The organism is Micromonospora cremea, from assembly GCF_900143515.1.
GTDB lineage: Bacteria > Actinomycetota > Actinomycetes > Mycobacteriales > Micromonosporaceae > Micromonospora > Micromonospora cremea.
On the sequence record NZ_FSQT01000001.1, the window covers coordinates 758573 to 773852 of the forward strand.

General features: G+C 68.5%; 13 protein-coding genes and 2 pseudogenes. 7 read left to right on the plus strand and 8 right to left on the minus strand.

The window, feature by feature from the left end; all coding sequences use genetic code 11:
* Window positions 1-12 precede the first annotated feature (12 nt).
* The 6 genes from araB to BUS84_RS40545 all read left to right on the plus strand — a co-directional run bounded on the left by araB (window position 13) and on the right by BUS84_RS40545 (window position 8860).
* On the plus strand, window positions 13-1758 hold the full coding sequence (araB, locus tag BUS84_RS03425; protein WP_074308671.1) for a ribulokinase: 1746 nt from the start codon (window positions 13-15) through the stop codon (window positions 1756-1758).
* A 20-nt stretch (window positions 1759-1778) separates the two neighbouring features.
* The gene (locus BUS84_RS03430; RefSeq protein WP_208869626.1) at window positions 1779-2510 is read left to right on the plus strand and encodes an L-ribulose-5-phosphate 4-epimerase; all 732 of its coding nucleotides are present in this window, start codon (window positions 1779-1781) and stop codon (window positions 2508-2510) included.
* A complete protein-coding gene (araA, locus tag BUS84_RS03435; RefSeq protein WP_074308673.1) occupies window positions 2507-4021 on the plus strand; it encodes an L-arabinose isomerase in 1515 nt (504 codons plus the stop codon). Before BUS84_RS03430 ends, araA begins: the two co-directional genes overlap by 4 nt.
* Window positions 4018-4965: an aldose 1-epimerase family protein gene (locus BUS84_RS03440; protein ID WP_074308675.1), complete on the plus strand. Its 948-nt coding sequence runs from the start codon at window positions 4018-4020 to the stop codon at window positions 4963-4965. The genes araA and BUS84_RS03440 overlap by 4 nt, the downstream gene beginning before the upstream one ends.
* Window positions 4966-5336: 371 nt before the next feature.
* Window positions 5337-6323 carry a LacI family DNA-binding transcriptional regulator gene (locus tag BUS84_RS03445; RefSeq protein ID WP_074311991.1) on the plus strand — a complete coding sequence of 329 codons (987 nt, stop codon included), beginning with the start codon at window positions 5337-5339 and terminating at the stop codon, window positions 6321-6323.
* A 272-nt stretch (window positions 6324-6595) separates the two neighbouring features.
* The gene (locus BUS84_RS40545) at window positions 6596-8860 is read left to right on the plus strand and encodes an immunoglobulin-like domain-containing protein (protein WP_074308677.1); all 2265 of its coding nucleotides are present in this window, start codon (window positions 6596-6598) and stop codon (window positions 8858-8860) included.
* Window positions 8861-9417: 557 nt separating this feature from the next.
* On the opposite strand, the gene BUS84_RS03455 is transcribed toward BUS84_RS40545, so the two are convergent.
* The 5 genes and pseudogenes from BUS84_RS03455 to BUS84_RS03480 all read right to left on the minus strand — a co-directional run.
* Window positions 9418-9870 (minus strand): ribosomal maturation YjgA family protein, encoded by a 453-nt coding sequence (locus BUS84_RS03455; RefSeq protein WP_074308678.1) that lies wholly within the window; start codon window positions 9868-9870, stop codon window positions 9418-9420.
* Between the two features lie 192 nt (window positions 9871-10062).
* A complete protein-coding gene (locus tag BUS84_RS03460) occupies window positions 10063-10488 on the minus strand; it encodes a hypothetical protein (protein WP_074308680.1) in 426 nt (141 codons plus the stop codon).
* A 429-nt stretch (window positions 10489-10917) separates the two neighbouring features.
* Window positions 10918-11370: a hypothetical protein gene (locus BUS84_RS03470; RefSeq protein WP_074308682.1), complete on the minus strand. Its 453-nt coding sequence runs from the start codon at window positions 11368-11370 to the stop codon at window positions 10918-10920.
* Window positions 11367-11552 carry a hypothetical protein gene (locus tag BUS84_RS03475; RefSeq protein ID WP_074308684.1) on the minus strand — a complete coding sequence of 62 codons (186 nt, stop codon included), beginning with the start codon at window positions 11550-11552 and terminating at the stop codon, window positions 11367-11369. Before BUS84_RS03475 ends, BUS84_RS03470 begins: the two co-directional genes overlap by 4 nt.
* Window positions 11553-11612: 60 nt before the next feature.
* Window positions 11613-11879: pseudogene (locus BUS84_RS03480) on the minus strand (site-specific integrase); the annotation flags it as partial.
* Window positions 11880-12309: 430 nt separating this feature from the next.
* Here BUS84_RS03480 and BUS84_RS03490 point away from each other — a divergent pair.
* A complete protein-coding gene (locus tag BUS84_RS03490) occupies window positions 12310-13104 on the plus strand; it encodes a class I SAM-dependent methyltransferase (protein ID WP_074308688.1) in 795 nt (264 codons plus the stop codon).
* A 44-nt stretch (window positions 13105-13148) separates the two neighbouring features.
* Here the strand turns inward: BUS84_RS03490 and BUS84_RS37195 are convergent.
* From BUS84_RS37195 to BUS84_RS03505, 3 genes and pseudogenes are all read right to left on the minus strand, one after another.
* Window positions 13149-13277: pseudogene (locus BUS84_RS37195) on the minus strand (DSD1 family PLP-dependent enzyme); the annotation flags it as partial.
* 244 nt (window positions 13278-13521) lie between these two features.
* Complete coding sequence (locus BUS84_RS03500; protein ID WP_074308691.1) at window positions 13522-14613, minus strand: IS630 family transposase; 1092 nt, start codon at window positions 14611-14613, stop codon at window positions 13522-13524.
* Window positions 14614-14673: 60 nt separating this feature from the next.
* Complete coding sequence (locus BUS84_RS03505; RefSeq protein ID WP_074308694.1) at window positions 14674-15279, minus strand: TetR/AcrR family transcriptional regulator; 606 nt, start codon at window positions 15277-15279, stop codon at window positions 14674-14676.
* Window position 15280 lies beyond the last annotated feature (1 nt).

A 15280-nucleotide genomic window follows, 5' to 3' on the forward strand; every position in this document is an offset into this window, starting at 1 on the left:
GGAGGTGGCCGGGTGAAGGTACAGAGTGGTGGTATTCAAGAGCGGTACGTGATCGGCGTCGACTTCGGCACCCTGTCCGGCCGGGCGATCGTGGTCCGCGTCTCGGACGGAGCGGAGCTCGGCTCGGCCGTCCACGAGTACGAGCACGGCGTCATGGACGACGTCCTCACCGCCGCACCGGCCGCCGCAGGGCGGGTGCAGCTCGGTTCAGACTGGGCACTGCAGGCGCCGCAGGACTACGTCGAGGTGCTCAAGCACGCGGTGCCGGCCGCGGTCGCTGCCTCCGGAGTCGATCCGGGCGAGGTGATCGGCATTGGCACGGACTTCACGGCATGCACGATGGTGCCCACCCTCGCCGACGGGACCCCACTGAGCGACCTGCCCGAGTTCGCGGCGCGGCCGCACGCGTACGTCAAGCTGTGGCGGCACCACGCCGCCCAGCCGCATGCGGACCGCATCAACGCCCTGGCGCATGACCGGCGCGAGCCGTGGATCACGCGCTACGGCGGTCTCATCTCGAGCGAGTGGGAGTTCGCGAAGGGACTACAGCTGTGCGAGGAGGACCCCGAGCTCTACTCCCGGATGGAGCACTGGGTCGAGGCGGCCGACTGGATCGTATGGCAGCTGACCGGCATGTACGTGCGCAACGGCTGCACGGCCGGCTACAAGGGCATCTATCAGGATGGCGCGTACCCGAGCCGGGAGTTCCTGGCGGCGCTGAATCCCGACTTCGCGGGGTTCGCCGACGACAAGGTCGCCCACCAGATCGGACAGCTCGGGGACGCTGCGGGCACCCTGAGCGCCCGGGCGGCGGCGTGGACCGGGTTGCCTGAGGGCATCGCCGTGGCGGTGGGCAACGTCGACGCGCACGTCACCGCGCCCGCCGCCCAGGCCGTCCGGCCCGGCCAGATGGTCGCGATCATGGGAACCTCGACCTGCCATGTGATGAGCCACGACCAGCTCGCCGAGGTTCCGGGCATGTGCGGCGTCGTCGACGGCGGGATCGTTTCGGGACTGTACGGCTACGAGGCTGGCCAGTCCGGGGTCGGCGACATCTTCGCGTGGTACGTGAACAACCAGGTGCCCGGGCGCCTGCACGACGAGGCCGCCGCCGCGGGCAAGAGCATCCATCAGCACCTGACCGATCTGGCGTACGCCGAGCCCGTCGGCGCCCACGGCCTCGTGGCGCTCGACTGGCATTCGGGTAACCGTTCGGTGCTCGTCGACCACGAACTGTCGGGCGTGATCGTGGGGCAGACCCTCGCAACCCGTCCCGAACAGGGCTACCGGGCGCTGCTGGAGGCGACCGCGTTCGGCACGCGGGTCATTGTCGAGACCTTCGCCGCCGCCGGTGTGCCCGTGACCGAGTTCATCGTCGCCGGCGGGCTGCTGAAGAACCCGCAGCTCATGCAGACGTACGCGGACGTGCTGCGCCTGCCGATCTCGACGATCGCGAGCGAGCAGGGTCCCGCGCTCGGCTCGGCGATCCATGCGGCCCTCGCTGCCGGGGCGTATCCCGACATCCGCGCCGCCGCCGCCGCGATGGGCGCGGTCGACCGTTCGGTCTACACCCCGAACGAGACGGCTGCCGCGGTATACGACCAGCTCTTCGCTGAGTACCGCACGCTGCACGACTACTTCGGCCGGGGCGCGACCGGGGCGATGAAGCGGCTGCGGGCACTTCGTCGCGACGCGCTCCAGGTCGCCAACTGGGCGGCGGAGTCCGTCCCCGAGCTGGTCGAAGGGGTCAGTGCGTGAGCGGGATCTTCAGCCATGACGTGCAATCGGCAATCGAAGCCACCCGGGTGGAGGTGGCGCGCCTCCACGGGGAGCTGACCCGGTACGGGCTCGTCGTCTGGACGGCCGGCAACGTGTCGGGCCGGGTCCCGGGCGCCGATCTGTTCGTCATCAAGCCGTCCGGCGTCTCTTACGACGCGCTGGCGCCCGAGAACATGATCCTCTGCGACCTGGACGGCACCGTCATCCCCGAGACCCCCGGCAGCGAGCGGGTACCCTCGAGCGACACCGCGGCACACGCATACGTGTACCGCCACATGGCCGGCGTGGGCGGTGTCGTGCACACGCACTCCACCTACGCGGTGGGGTGGGCGGCGCGCGGCGAGGAGATCCCTTGTGTCATCACCGCGATGGCGGACGAGTTCGGGGGGCCCATCCCGATCGGGCCGTTCGCGATCATCGGTGACGACTCGATCGGCCGCGGCATCGTCGAGACCCTCACGGGCCATCGCTCGCGGGCCGTACTGATGCAGAACCACGGGCCGTTCACGATCGGGGCGACGCCGAAGGACGCCGTGAAGGCCGCCGTCATGGTCGAGGATGTCGCGCGCACCGTGCACCTCGCCCGTGAGGCGGGCACCCTCATCCCGATTCCGCAGGAGGCGATCGACCGCCTCTACGACCGCTACCAGAACGTGTACGGGCAGGCCGATGATGCCCGCCGCGCCACCCCCGCCGCAAACGCGCCCGAGCAGGAAGAGATCTACGCATGACCCGCACCGCGCTCGCCACGTCCTTCGAGTCCTATGAGGTGTGGTTCCTTACCGGGAGCCAGGACCTGTACGGCGAGGAGACGCTCCGCCAGGTCGCCGAGCAGTCCCGCGTGATCGCCGACGAGCTCGGCGCCGGCGTGCCGGTCCGCGTCGTTTGGAAGCCCGTCCTCACCAGCTCCGACGCCATCCGGCGCCTTGCTCTCGAGGCGAACGCGGCGGACGGTGTCATCGGCGTCGTGGTGTGGATGCACACGTTCAGCCCCGCCAAGATGTGGATCGCTGGACTTGACGCGCTGCAGAAGCCGATCCTGCACATGCACACGCAGGCGAACGTCGAGCTGCCGTGGAGCGACATCGACTTCGACTTCATGAACCTGAACCAGGCCGCGCACGGCGATCGCGAATTCGGCTACATCCAGACGCGCCTCGGCGTGGCGCGCAAGACGGTCGTCGGCCACGTCTCGAACCCGCAGGTCGTCCGGCAGGTCGAGGACTGGCAGCGCGCGGCCGCGGGGTGGGCGGCGGTCCACAGCCTCAAGCTCGCCCGGTTCGGCGACAACATGCGCTACGTGGCCGTCACGGAGGGCGACAAGGTGGAGGCCGAGCTGCGCTTCGGCGTGCAGGTGAACACGTGGGGCGTCAACGAGCTGGCCGATGCTGTCGACGCGGCAGCCGACGCCGACATCGACGCCCTGGTCGCAGAGTACGAGCAGACGTACGACGTCGTCCCCGAGCTGCGGGCCGGCGGCGAGCGGCACGCGTCGCTGCGCAACGGCGCCGCGATCGAGCTCGGCCTGCGTTCGTTCCTCGAGGAGGGCGGTTTCGGGGCGTTCACCACGAGCTTCGAGGACCTTGGCACGCTGAAGCAGCTACCGGGGCTCGCGGTGCAGCGCCTCATGGCCGAGGGCTACGGCTTCGGGGCGGAGGGCGACTGGAAGACCGCGATTCTCGTCCGCGTCGCGAACGTGATGGGCGCGGGTCTTCCCGGCGGCGCGAGTCTCATGGAGGACTACACGTACGATCTCGTGCCCGGCTCGGAGCGCATCCTCGGCGCCCACATGCTTGAGGTCTCGCCGTCGCTCGCGACCACGAAGCCGCGCCTGGAGATCCACCCGCTGGGCATCGGCGGCAAGGAGGACCCGGTCCGCCTGGTCTTCACGGCGGCTCCCGGCCCCGCCCTCGTCGTCGCGATGAGCGACGTGCGCGACCGCTTCCGGCTCGTCGCGAACGTCGTCGAGAACGTTCAGGCTCCCGACCTGCCGAAGCTCCCGGTCGGCCGCGCCGTGTGGCGCCCCCAGCCCGACTTCGCGACCTCGGCAGCGTGCTGGCTCGCCGCCGGTGCCGCCCACCACACCGTCATGACGACTGCCGTGGGGATCGACGTGTTCCGTGACTTTGCCGAGATCGCGAAGACCGAGCTCGTCGTCATCGACGAGAAGACGACCGTCCGGGACTTCCAGCGAGAGCTCCGGTGGAACCAGGCCTACTACCGTCTGAGCCAGGGACTATGAGCGGAGCCGCACCGCTTTCAGGCACGCAGCACACCATCCGTGCTGGCCACTACACCGCGACAATCGCCAGCGTCGGTGCCTCGCTGCGGGTGCTGCGGTTCCAAGCGCGTGACCTCGTGGTGCCCTTTGAGGCGGATCAGGTGCGGCCCGCTTATCGGGGTGCCACGCTGGCACCATGGCCCAACCGCGTGGTGGACGGCCGTTACACGTTCGCCGGGCTGGAACAGATCCTCGCGCTGACGGAGCCATCCCGCGGTCACGCGCTCCATGGCCTTGCCGCGTGGCTCGACTTCAAACAAATCGAAAAGGGATCCGGCCACGTCGTGCTCGCCACCACGATCGAGGCACAGGCTGGCTATCCCTTCCAGGTCGGGCTCGAGACCACCTACGCCCTGAATGGCTCCGGACTCACGCAGACGGTGCGCGCGACCAACCTCGGCGCGCAGACCGCTCCATTCGGCACCGGACCGCACCCCTACCTCGTCGCGGGACCGGGTTCCCTCGACGCCTGGACGCTGGAACTGCCGGCGGATCAGGTCTCCGCAGTGACCGCGGACCGCCTGATACCGGCAGGCATGCGCGCGGTGGACGAGGACGAACCCGCCCGCTTCGATTTCCGGGTCCCACGCCGTATCGCCGACGCGCGTATCGACCATGCCTTTACGGATCTGCGCGCCGATGCGAACGGGCGGTATGCCGTTCGCGTGACCAACGACTCCGGTTCCGGTGTCCAAATGACATGGGATCACAGGTGCCGATGGGTGCAGGTCCACACCGCTGACCTGCCGGGAACAACCCACGATCGCGTCGGACTCGCGGTCGAACCCATGACTTGCCCGCCCGATGCCTTCAACTCTCACCAGGACCTCATCCTTCTCGATCCTGGCGAGTCCACGACTGTGTCATGGACGATTGCGGCGATCGAGTCGAGCGCGGACGAATAGGAGCGTCGGATGCCCGCACTACTTTGGAAAATTGATCTGTGGCACGAAGTGTCTGACAAAACGAACGGCTCCAGCACGGAGGTGGTGGTCGCGGTGGGTGATATATGCGAGCATAAATCCGCTGTCGACTCACCGCCTCGCCTGCCCGCCGGCTGATCGGTCCGACGGCGATCATCACCGCCGCCTTCGGCCTGAGCGATGTGTGCGAGGGATGGCTGGGGCGGCGGCGCGCGACGGGCTCAAGGTCGTCGTCCAGTGCGGGCAGTAGTGGTGAACGTGATGGAACGGTGGGAATCGAGCATGATGAGCCATAGACGGCACGGCTGGAAGCGATCGGAGTGAGCGTGTCGAGCAACCGTCGGTTGCCGCTGATGAGTGATGTCGCGCGGCTGGCGGGCGTCTCCCACATGACCGTTTCCCGGGTTCTCAACAAGCCGGAGACGGTCCGGCCGGAGACTCGCGAGCGGGTCCAACTCGCTATCGAGCAGCTTGGCTACCGGCGCAACAGCGCCGCGCGCAGCCTGGTCACCCGCCGGTCCCAGACACTCGGCGTCGTCTGCTTCGATACCACGCTGTACGGGCCTGCCTCCACGCTCAGTGGCATCGAGCACGCGGCCGAGGACGCGGGGTACGCCGTCAGCGTCGCGATTTTGCGTCGTCCGACGCCCGAGGCGGCGGCGCAGGCCGTGCAGCGCCTGGTCGACCAGTCCGTGGAGGGACTGGTCCTCATCGCCCCGCAGGCCTCCGCTGCGGTCGCGCTCATCCGTGCTGTGCCGACGAACCTGCCCGTCGTCGCGGTGGAGAGTGCGCTTCCGCACGTCACCAGCGTCTCGGTAGACCAGGTGCTCGGCGCCCGCATGCTCACCGACTACCTGCTATCGCTCGGCCACGAGACCGTGCACCACGTGCGTGGTCCGACCGACTGGAGCGAGGCGAACGGTCGTGTGGAGGGCTGGCTGGCCGCGCTGGAGGCACAGGGCCGGACGGCGCCGAAGGCGCTGCCCGGTGACTGGAGCGCAAAATCGGGTTACCTTGCTGGCCAGACGATAGCCAAGGCCGGCGTCGCCACCGCCGTGTTCGCAGCCAACGACTCAACGGCGTTGGGTGTGCTCCGGGCGCTGCACGAGGCCGGTGTCCGGGTGCCCGAGGACGTCAGCATCGTGGGCTTCGACGACATCCCGGAGGCCGCGTACATGACGCCCCCGTTGACCACCGTCAGTCAGCCGTTCCGCGAAGTCGGGCAACGCAGCCTCGAGATCCTGCTCGCCGAGATCGAGGGAGACGGCGAGAGCGGCAGCTCGACCGTCATCCCGCCAGACCTGGTGGTCCGGCAGAGCGCGCTCGGTCGCGCACCCTGAACGCCGGCACTGTCGCGGCCGTGAAGAAGACCGATGGACCGCACACGACTGGCCTCACATGGCCCAGGGCGCGAGCGCTAACAGGGATGGCGTCAACCCCACGACGACGAAATTTTGATGATTGACACAAGATGTTGACATTCATATGTTAACGCTAACCATTGACCACCCGCCGCATCCTCCGCCTCAGCGGGGAAGGGTCGACGTCAACACCCCTACACCCTGGCCACTGGCGGACGACCTGCGCGTCGCCCGACAGGAGAACGACGTCCATGTTGCAATCGAGCTACCGCGCCGGCCCACGCCGCCGGCTCCTACGTCTCGCCATGCCCCTCGCCCTCGCCGGAATCGGCCTGAGTCTGGGCACCTCGGCGGCCCACGGGGAGGCGGTCCCCGCCGACGGCCTGATCGTGCACTACCCGATGGACCAGACAGCAGGTGGCACCGTTACCGACACGTCCGGGAACGGTCGGAATGCCGCCGTCAGTGGTGACATCACCTGGCGCGGCGCCGAGGGCCTGCAGCTCGGGGGTACCAACGGTCACGTCAAGCTGCCCGACAACCTGATGCGTGATCTTTCGCAGATCACGGTATCGCTCGACGTACGGATCGCTGCCGACCAGGCCAGCCCCTACTTCATCTGGGGCTTGGGCAACAGCAGCAACGGGGCGGGCAACGGCTACCTATTTACCACCGGAAACGCCTACCGCACCTCGATCGCGACCGGGAACTGGTCCACCGAGCAGACCGTGTCCGCCAACCACAACGTCGTTCGCGAGCAGTGGAAGACTCTCACCTACACCCTTGACGGCGGCGCCGCCGTGCTCTACGAGGACGGCGTGGAGGTAGCCCGCAAGACCGGGGTGACTATCACGCCCGGCGCAATCGGCGGCGGCACAACCACGGCAAATTACATCGGCCGCTCCCTCTACAGCGGCGACAAGTACGTCAAGGGCCAGGTCCGCGACTTCCGGCTCTACGACCACGCCCTGACCGCTGCCGAGGTGTTGGAACTCAACGCGGTCAGTGACCCCGAGCGCGTCGCCCGCGACATCGCCGCCCTCGACCTCGGCGACACCTCGGCCGTCACCGACAACCTCACCCTGCCCACCACGGGACCGAACGGTTCGCACATCACCTGGGCTTCCAGCGACGATGCCGTGGTCGCCCCCGACGGCACCGTCACCCGACCCGCCCCGGGCAACGACGACTCCACCGTCGTTCTCACCGCCACCATCGCCTCTGGCGAGGTCCACCAGGACAAGCAGTTCACGGTCGTAGTACCGGCCGAACTGACGGCTCAGGAGAAGGTCACCGAAGCAGCTGACGCCCTGCGTGTGTGGAACGCCGACGACATCCGCGGCAACATCACGCTGCCCACTTCCGGGCTGCACGGCACCGCCATCTCCTGGAAGACGACAGAGCCCGAGAGCGTCACGCCAACCGGCGAGGTCACGCGTCCCGCGTACGGCGCCCAGCCCGTAGCCGTCAAGCTCACCGCGACCGTGCGTCTCGGCAATGAGCAAACCAAGCGGCGCTTCGACCTCACGGTCCGGCCACTGCCGAAGCGGGAGCCGCTCAAGGGATACGCGTTCCCCTACTTCACCGGCGAAGGCTCCGCCAACGGCGAGCAGATCTACCTCGCCGCCAGCCGCGGCAACGACCCTCTGCATTGGGACGAGCTCAACGGCGGACAGCCGATCCTTACCTCCACCTTCGGTGACAAGGGTGTCCGCGACCCCTTCATCATCCGCTCGCCCGAGGGCGACAAGTTCTACCTCATCGCCACCGACCTCAAAATCTTCGGCAATGGCAACTGGGACGCCGCCCAGCGCACCGGCAGCAAGTACATCGAGGTCTGGGAGTCCACCGACCTGGTCAACTGGTCCGAGCAGCGGCACGTCCGGGTATCGCCGGACACCGCGGGCAACACCTGGGCACCGGAGGCCTACTACGACGAGTCGATCGGCGCCTACGTCGTCTTCTGGGCATCCAAGCTCTACAGCCAGGACGACCCAAACCACACCGGCGGCACCTACAACCGGATGATGTACGCCACCACCCGCGACTTCCGCACCTTCTCTGAGCCCCAGGTGTGGGTCGACCCCGGTTACTCGGTCATCGACTCCACGGTGATCAAGGAAGGCGACACCTTCTACCGGTTCACCAAGGACGAGCGGAACAACACCTCGACCACACCGTGCAGCAAGTTCATCACCGCGGAGAAGTCGACCGAGCTGCGAGACCTCGACTGGGACTTCGTCGCCGACTGCATCGGCAAGGGCGACGACGGCGAGCCCGGCATCAACCAAGGTGAGGGGCCGACGATCTTCAAATCCAACACCGAGGACAAGTGGTACCTGTTCATCGACGAGTTCGGTGGCCGCGGCTACGTGCCGTTCGAAAGCACCGACCTCGACAGCGGCGAGTGGACGATGTCGACCAACTACCAGCTGCCCTCCCGCCCGCGGCACGGGACGGTCCTGCCGGTCACCCAGGCCGAGCTCGACCGGGTACGGGCGTTCCACCTGCGTTGACGTCGACACCGGACGCAGGCTGATCGCGCAGTAGTCACTCGTGGGGCGGGCCGGACACCGTCGGGCCCGCCCTGCCGGCACCGCACCGCGAGGCATGGATGGCTGGCGGACGCGAGCCGCGTCGTGTCGGCCGCACTCGAGGCACACCTACGATCAGCGTCGGCCCGGAAGCTACATGAGGCGTCGGACATCGCCCGGTATGCCTACGCCTTCTGGGATCTGCGCGGGCCAGAGCGCCCACATACTCCTGTGGGAACTGCTCGAGTCCCCGGAATGGACACTGGAAGACCTGCTCGCAACCCTCGTGCCAGTCGGGCAGACCAGCGACGGCAGACGAAGCTAACAGAACCTGGGCTATCTAAAGGCTGGAAACGTCGACGAGCTCCTTGGCCTTGAGCGGGTGCTCGCGGCGCTGCCCGAGACCGGTACGGAGGATGCGGACGAGTCCGATGTCTCGTTCGAGAACCCCAGGCGCCTTGCGCTGCGGGCGATGGAGCGCGTACGCGCCATTCCTGCGACAAGTGGGACGCGAGGTGCCGCGGCGGCTCCGATGGCAGCTACGGGCGGGTGTCAACCGGGAGGGCAGCCGGTGGCGGTACGACGTCGCGCGGCAGTCGCGACGCGGGGCGGGTTCGGGCGCGCAGCAGGTGGTGCAGCACCACCAGGGGAGCCACGCCGGCCGGATACCAGGCCAGGTCGACGGGGTCGAACTGCACACCGAGCGCCAGTCTCGCTGCGAGGCTCTGGGCCGACAGTTCGGCCGGCACCCCGGTCAGCTGCGCGCACTCCACCACCCAGCAGAAGACGGTGGCGACCATCCCGGCCGGCACCGGCGCGGTTCGCGGTCGCAGGAACAGCACCCCGGCCCAGACCATCGACGCGTACAGCGCGGTGCCGGAGTATTGCCGCAGTGCCCCGTCGTCGACGACGCGGATCAGCAGTGCGAGGCCCAGGAACAGCAGCGCGGCCACCGGCATGAGCAGCCGCACCGTACGGGCCGTGATCGGCACTCTCGCGATGGTAGCCACCGCACCAACGTACGCGTCCAGTCCGCCGCGCCCTCGCCGACCGTTGACGGGGTTCGCCGGTCTCGGCGGACCCCGGTCGCACCGTCGGCCGTCGACGACGATCGCCGTCACGATCGCCGGTCCGCGCCCTTAGCTCGACGCGCCCGAGGGCGCACAAAGCATCAGAGCAAGCCTTCAGGGTTTGCTTGAGCCGGTTGCCCGGAAATCGGGCACGTCCGGTTCTGAGATGAAACTGGACCTTGCGTGGGCAGGCGGCAGCACCCCGGCGGAGCCGGGGTGGGTTCTTGTCGCTGCTGAGGCGGTGGCGGTGAGCTGGACGTGGTAGCCGAGAGCTTCGAGGTTGTGGATCAGGCGGCGCTTCGCGGCCTCGGGGTGGTTGTGGCGGATGAAGTAATCGTGGCCGAGTTCGCGGTAGGGGGCCTGGTCGTGCAGGACGTGCCAGACGACCACGATGAGGGTATGGGCGGCTGCGATGGCAGCCTTGCCGCCACCGTTCTTGCCGAACCGGCGGTGGAGGCGGTGGAACTGGGCGCCGATGTAGCTGCGGGGCTTGCCTGCCGACCAGGCGCATTCGGTCAGGATGTCGCGCAGTCCTGCCATCGTCCGCCCGTGCCTCATGCGTCAACAGTCTCCCGGGCCTACAAACGGCTACGCAACAGAGCCACTCGCGGGCCGGGCGCGGGCTCCAGCGCCCAGCGCACCGCGGCCGGCGCGTAGTCCGGGCGATGCTCGGCGTATGCGACCGCCGCTGCGCCGAACGACGAGGCCTGAAGTAGCCGCGCGTCCTGTTCCATGCGGTTACCCCATACCACCCCCGGGCGCCGACCAGCCGGCCCCGGCGACGGAGGGTGGCAGCTTCCGGCCGTACGCGGGCTCCCGGCGGACTTGAGCGCCGATCACGGCCGGAACGCCGCCGCCAGGTGGTCGTCCACCGCCCGCACGTGGGCCTCGAACCGGGTGGGCGGAACCCCGGCACAGGCTGCTGTATTGGAGGCTCACGGTGTACTGGCCGTAGCGGGCCTAGTAGACCTAGATCTTGCAGCCGGCCCGGTCGGTGCCGGCGCAGGAGACGGCGGACGCGGATGCGGACAGCGGCAGCCGGCAGTCGGCGATCACCGCTTCTCTGCCGAGCTGCCGCGCGATCTGCTCCGCCAGGTCGTCGGATCGGCGGCTCTGTTCCGCCTCCGCCGCGCTGCGGTGCCGGTCGACGCGTTGCGTGAGTTCCGGCTCCCGGCCCTGGGCCGACCACCGCCGGATCAGGTTCGGCACGGCGGTGGCCGGGTCGCTCCAGGTGCGTTCGACGCTCCCGCGGGCCGGATCGCCCACGACCCCGGCCGGCGGGTCGGTCAGGACCAGCCGGTCGAGGTCGAACACCGGCCGGTCGTCGGCCGGCTCGTCGTCGCGCGCGAGGAACCAGGCGGTGGCGGTGACAGCGAATACCGCGGTCACCGCCACGATCACCCAGCGGGCGGTCCTGGTCACTTCCGGAGTTTCACCTGTACGGCGCCGGGTGTCAGGTACAGATCCAGCAACTTGGCCCGAATCGCGTAGTCGATGTCGTTCGAGCTCAATTCGTCCGGTGCGATCCGGTGGCTCAGATCGATGCCGATCTGCGTGGTGATGATGTCGCCCCCGTCGTTGGTGCCGGTTCCGGGCAGGCCCATCGACGGGCCGTATTGTTGTGCCGTCCGCTGCGCGCCGATACCGCTGCCGTTGGTGCGCGCTTACGCCGCGCCGTCCTCGCTGGCATCGGTCGGTGCGGCTGGCTCTGTCTGCCGGGATGCTCGGCGCTTGGCGAGGACGTGGGCGGGGCCGCGGTCGAGGTTGTGCCGGTCGCGGTCGTAGCGGCGGGTGCGCGGGTCGGCGTGGCCCATCGCGTCCTGCACGTCCTCCAGTGGCACCCCCTCGGCGCGGGCCGAGGCGGCGAACGCGTGCCGCAGCGAGTGCGGTGACAGTCGGTCGGCCGACGGGATGCCCGCGGCCTTCGACAAGTCCAATAAGGGCGCCGGCATATTAGCCATGAGTGGCGCTCACGGTAGCGCAACGCTGACGAATGTGACCATCACCAACTCGGCCACCCGGTAACATCGTGCGAGAACCAGGATCGGGCTTCGTGATACGGGCGGTTAGCCCTTTGCCAATCGCTCGGACATGAACGCCTACCTGAGGTTTGGTGGTTGAACCGACCAGCCATGTGGCGTGTTCCCGGTCGGGTTCGACCGGGAACACGCTCCTGGCTGGTCGTACCGAGGTCATCGGGACGACTACTACCGGTGGGTCGTGCGGGACGATCTTGCTGGGCGGCTGAGCCGCGGTTCTCACCTGGCCGGCGTCGAGAAGGCGGCGCGGGAGACGGGCCAGGGCTTGAACTCTGGCTGACACATCGCCCGGACGCGCCCGGTCAATTCATGGAGGAGCGAGATGGACGGAGCGGATCTGGACTGCTGGTCCGCCGTCGCCGCCGGCTGGGCCGAGTCCTGGGGCGGGTTCCCCGAGCCCGCCTGGAGTGCCGTGGTCCAGGCGAGCGGGATCGGCCCGGGCTCGCGCGTGCTCGACGTGGGGTGCGGCAGCGGCGAACTCCTCGCGTACCTCGACCGGCTCGGCGCCTCGACGGCGGGCGTTGACCCGGCGCCCGGCATGGTCGAGGTCGCCCGGGCCCGGGCGACCGGGGCCGACATCCGGCTCGGCCGTGCTGAGCAGCTTCCCTGGCCGGACGGGGAGTTCGACCTGGTGACGTCGTTCAACGCCCTGCAATTTGCCGACGACATCCTTGACGCCCTCACCGAGTTCGTCCGCGTCGCGGCGCCCGGCGGCCTCGTCGCGATCTCCAACTGGGCCGAGGCCGCCCGCAACGACCTGAACACGATCGAGGACGCCGTCGCGTACGCCGCCGGCGAGCAGCCGCGACCCGTCGGCGGACTATGGCAACCCGGTGGTCTCGGCGAGTTGCTCGGCGCCGGGGGTCTCGACGTCGTGTCCGCGGGGCTCGTCGAGGTCCCCTGGCACGCACCCGATGACGACGCGCTCGTCCGGGGCGTGCTGTTGGGCGAAGATCCAGCCACCATGGCTACCGTGGCACCCACGGTGATCGCCGCCGCCCGACGGTTCCGGACCCCGCCCGGGGGCTACCGCCTCGTCAACGCGTTTCGGTACGCCGTCGGGCGTACGCCGGGCGACGCTGTCGAGTCGAGGGTCGGCACGATGGGGGAGGCCTGAGCGATGGTGTCCTCGACCCCTGCTTGGTGCCCCGGTGGCCGGCGCTACCAGCCGCGCAGTCGTGGCCAGCCCGCGCGGACCGTCCGCGTGCCGGGCTCGCGTACCTGATAAACGTCGTGCTGTGTGGCCGTCGCGCACGCGTGGATCGGCAGCACTCGCACCTGCGTGCCGACCGGAAGGTCGGGTAGGCCGCGTAGTGCTTCAAAATGGCTTCACTGGCTCTGAGCTGGGGCTTGGGGCCCGGTCAGCTTGCTCTGCGGTACCGCACGAGGCGTTGCAGCCGCTGACCCTCTTGATCACTTAACCGGCGTACTCGAACTGGTTCTGCCACCCACACAGCCTCAACCGCACCCGTCGCCACCGTGCGGACCCGACCCGGTGTGTCACCCAACCCGGCCAACGTTTGTGGTCAAGGCACTAGTGTCCCGCGTCGGAAATACGTCGACAATATCGGGCGAGGGAGTCGAGGATTTCCTCGGCGGTCTTGGCCCACACGAACGGTTTCGGGTTGTTGTTCCAGCTCCGGATCCAGGCTCGGATGTCGGCTTCGAGGGCTTGGACGCTCTTGTGGACGCCGCGGCGGATGAGTTGTTCGGTGAGGTAGCCGAACCAGCGTTCGACCTGGTTGATCCATGAGGATCCGGTCGGGGTGAAGTGCACGTGGAAGCGGGGGTGGCGGGCCAGCCAGGCCTTGATGGCTGGGGTTTTGTGGGTGCCGTAGTTGTCGCAGACCAGGTGGACGTCCAGCTCGGCCGGCACGGCCTTGTCGATCGTGGTCAGGAACTTCTTGAACTCGGTGGCGCGGTGCTGGCGGTGCAGTTCGCTGATCACCGTGCCGTCGGCGATGGTGAACGCGGCGAACAGGCTGGTGATGCCGTTGCGCACGTAGTCGTGCGTGCGTCGTTCGGGCATGCCGGGCATCATCGGCAGCACCGGCTGCGACCGGTCCAGGGCTTGGACCTGGCTCTTCTCGTCCACACAGAGGACCACCGCCCGCTCGGGCGGGTTGTGGTACAGCCCCACCACGTCGACGACCTTGTCCACGAACAGTGGGTCGGTGGACAGCTTGAACGTCTGCGCCCGGTGCGGTTTGAGGCCGAAGTCGCGCCAGATCCGACCGATCGTGGACTTCGACAGCCCGGTCCGCTCGGCCATCGAAGTCCGCGACCAGTGCGTGGCGTTGCGCGGGGTCTGCTCCAGGGTCGCCACCACCACGTCCTCGACCTGATCCAGCGTGACCGACGGCGGACGGCCCGGCCGATCCTCATCGACAAGGCCGTCCAACCGCCGAGCGAGAAACCGCGACCGCCACTTACCGACCGTGGTGCGGTCCACCCCCAGACGGTCAGCAACCTCCACATTGGATAAGCCGTCAGCACACGCCAACACGATCCGACACCGCAAGGCGAGGGCTTGCGACGACTTCGCCCGTTGCGCCCAACGCCGCAACGTCGAACGCTCATCCTCGCTGAGAATCAACTCGGTCTTCGGACGCCCACGACCCGCCATCCACACAGCCTACAATTAGATGGCGAATTTCCAACGCACGACACTAGCCGAGCTGCCGACTCAACCGGGAACACGACTTCCCGGCGGGGTGAAGGCCGCCAGCACGGTCGCGGTGATGAACGCGGCGGCCTTCTCGGAGTCCAGACGGCCGGCGTTGATCTCATCGGCAGCGTTGTGCATCACGCTGTGCAAAACCCCGACCAACCAGGGAGTGGAGAGATCGCTCCTGAACACACCCTCGTCCCGGCCACGCTTTACAAGGCCTTCGACGCGCTCCACAGGGCCGGCATGAAGGATTCGGATCCGTCCTGGTGGAAGAACTCCCTGAGCCGCGAGCAACAGGGAGCGGGACCGGTTGACCAAGAGCCAGCTGGAGTCAATCAGCCGGGCGAGCGCCTGCCGGGGATCGCCGGTCAGGTCAACTGAATCGAGCGCCGCGTGGCCCTTCTCGATGGCGCTGGCGAGCGCCGCCTCCACCAGGTCGACCCGGTTCGGGAAGTGGCCGTAGAGCGTGACTCGGCCGACGCCGGCCGCCTTCGCGATCTCGCTGACGCTGGCCTCCGGGTTGCGGCTCAAAGCGCTCACAGCGGCCTCGAGAATCGCCGCGATACTGCGCTGCGCATCGGCTCGCCTGGCCGGACCCTTCGCCTGCTTCGCTCCCGTCACA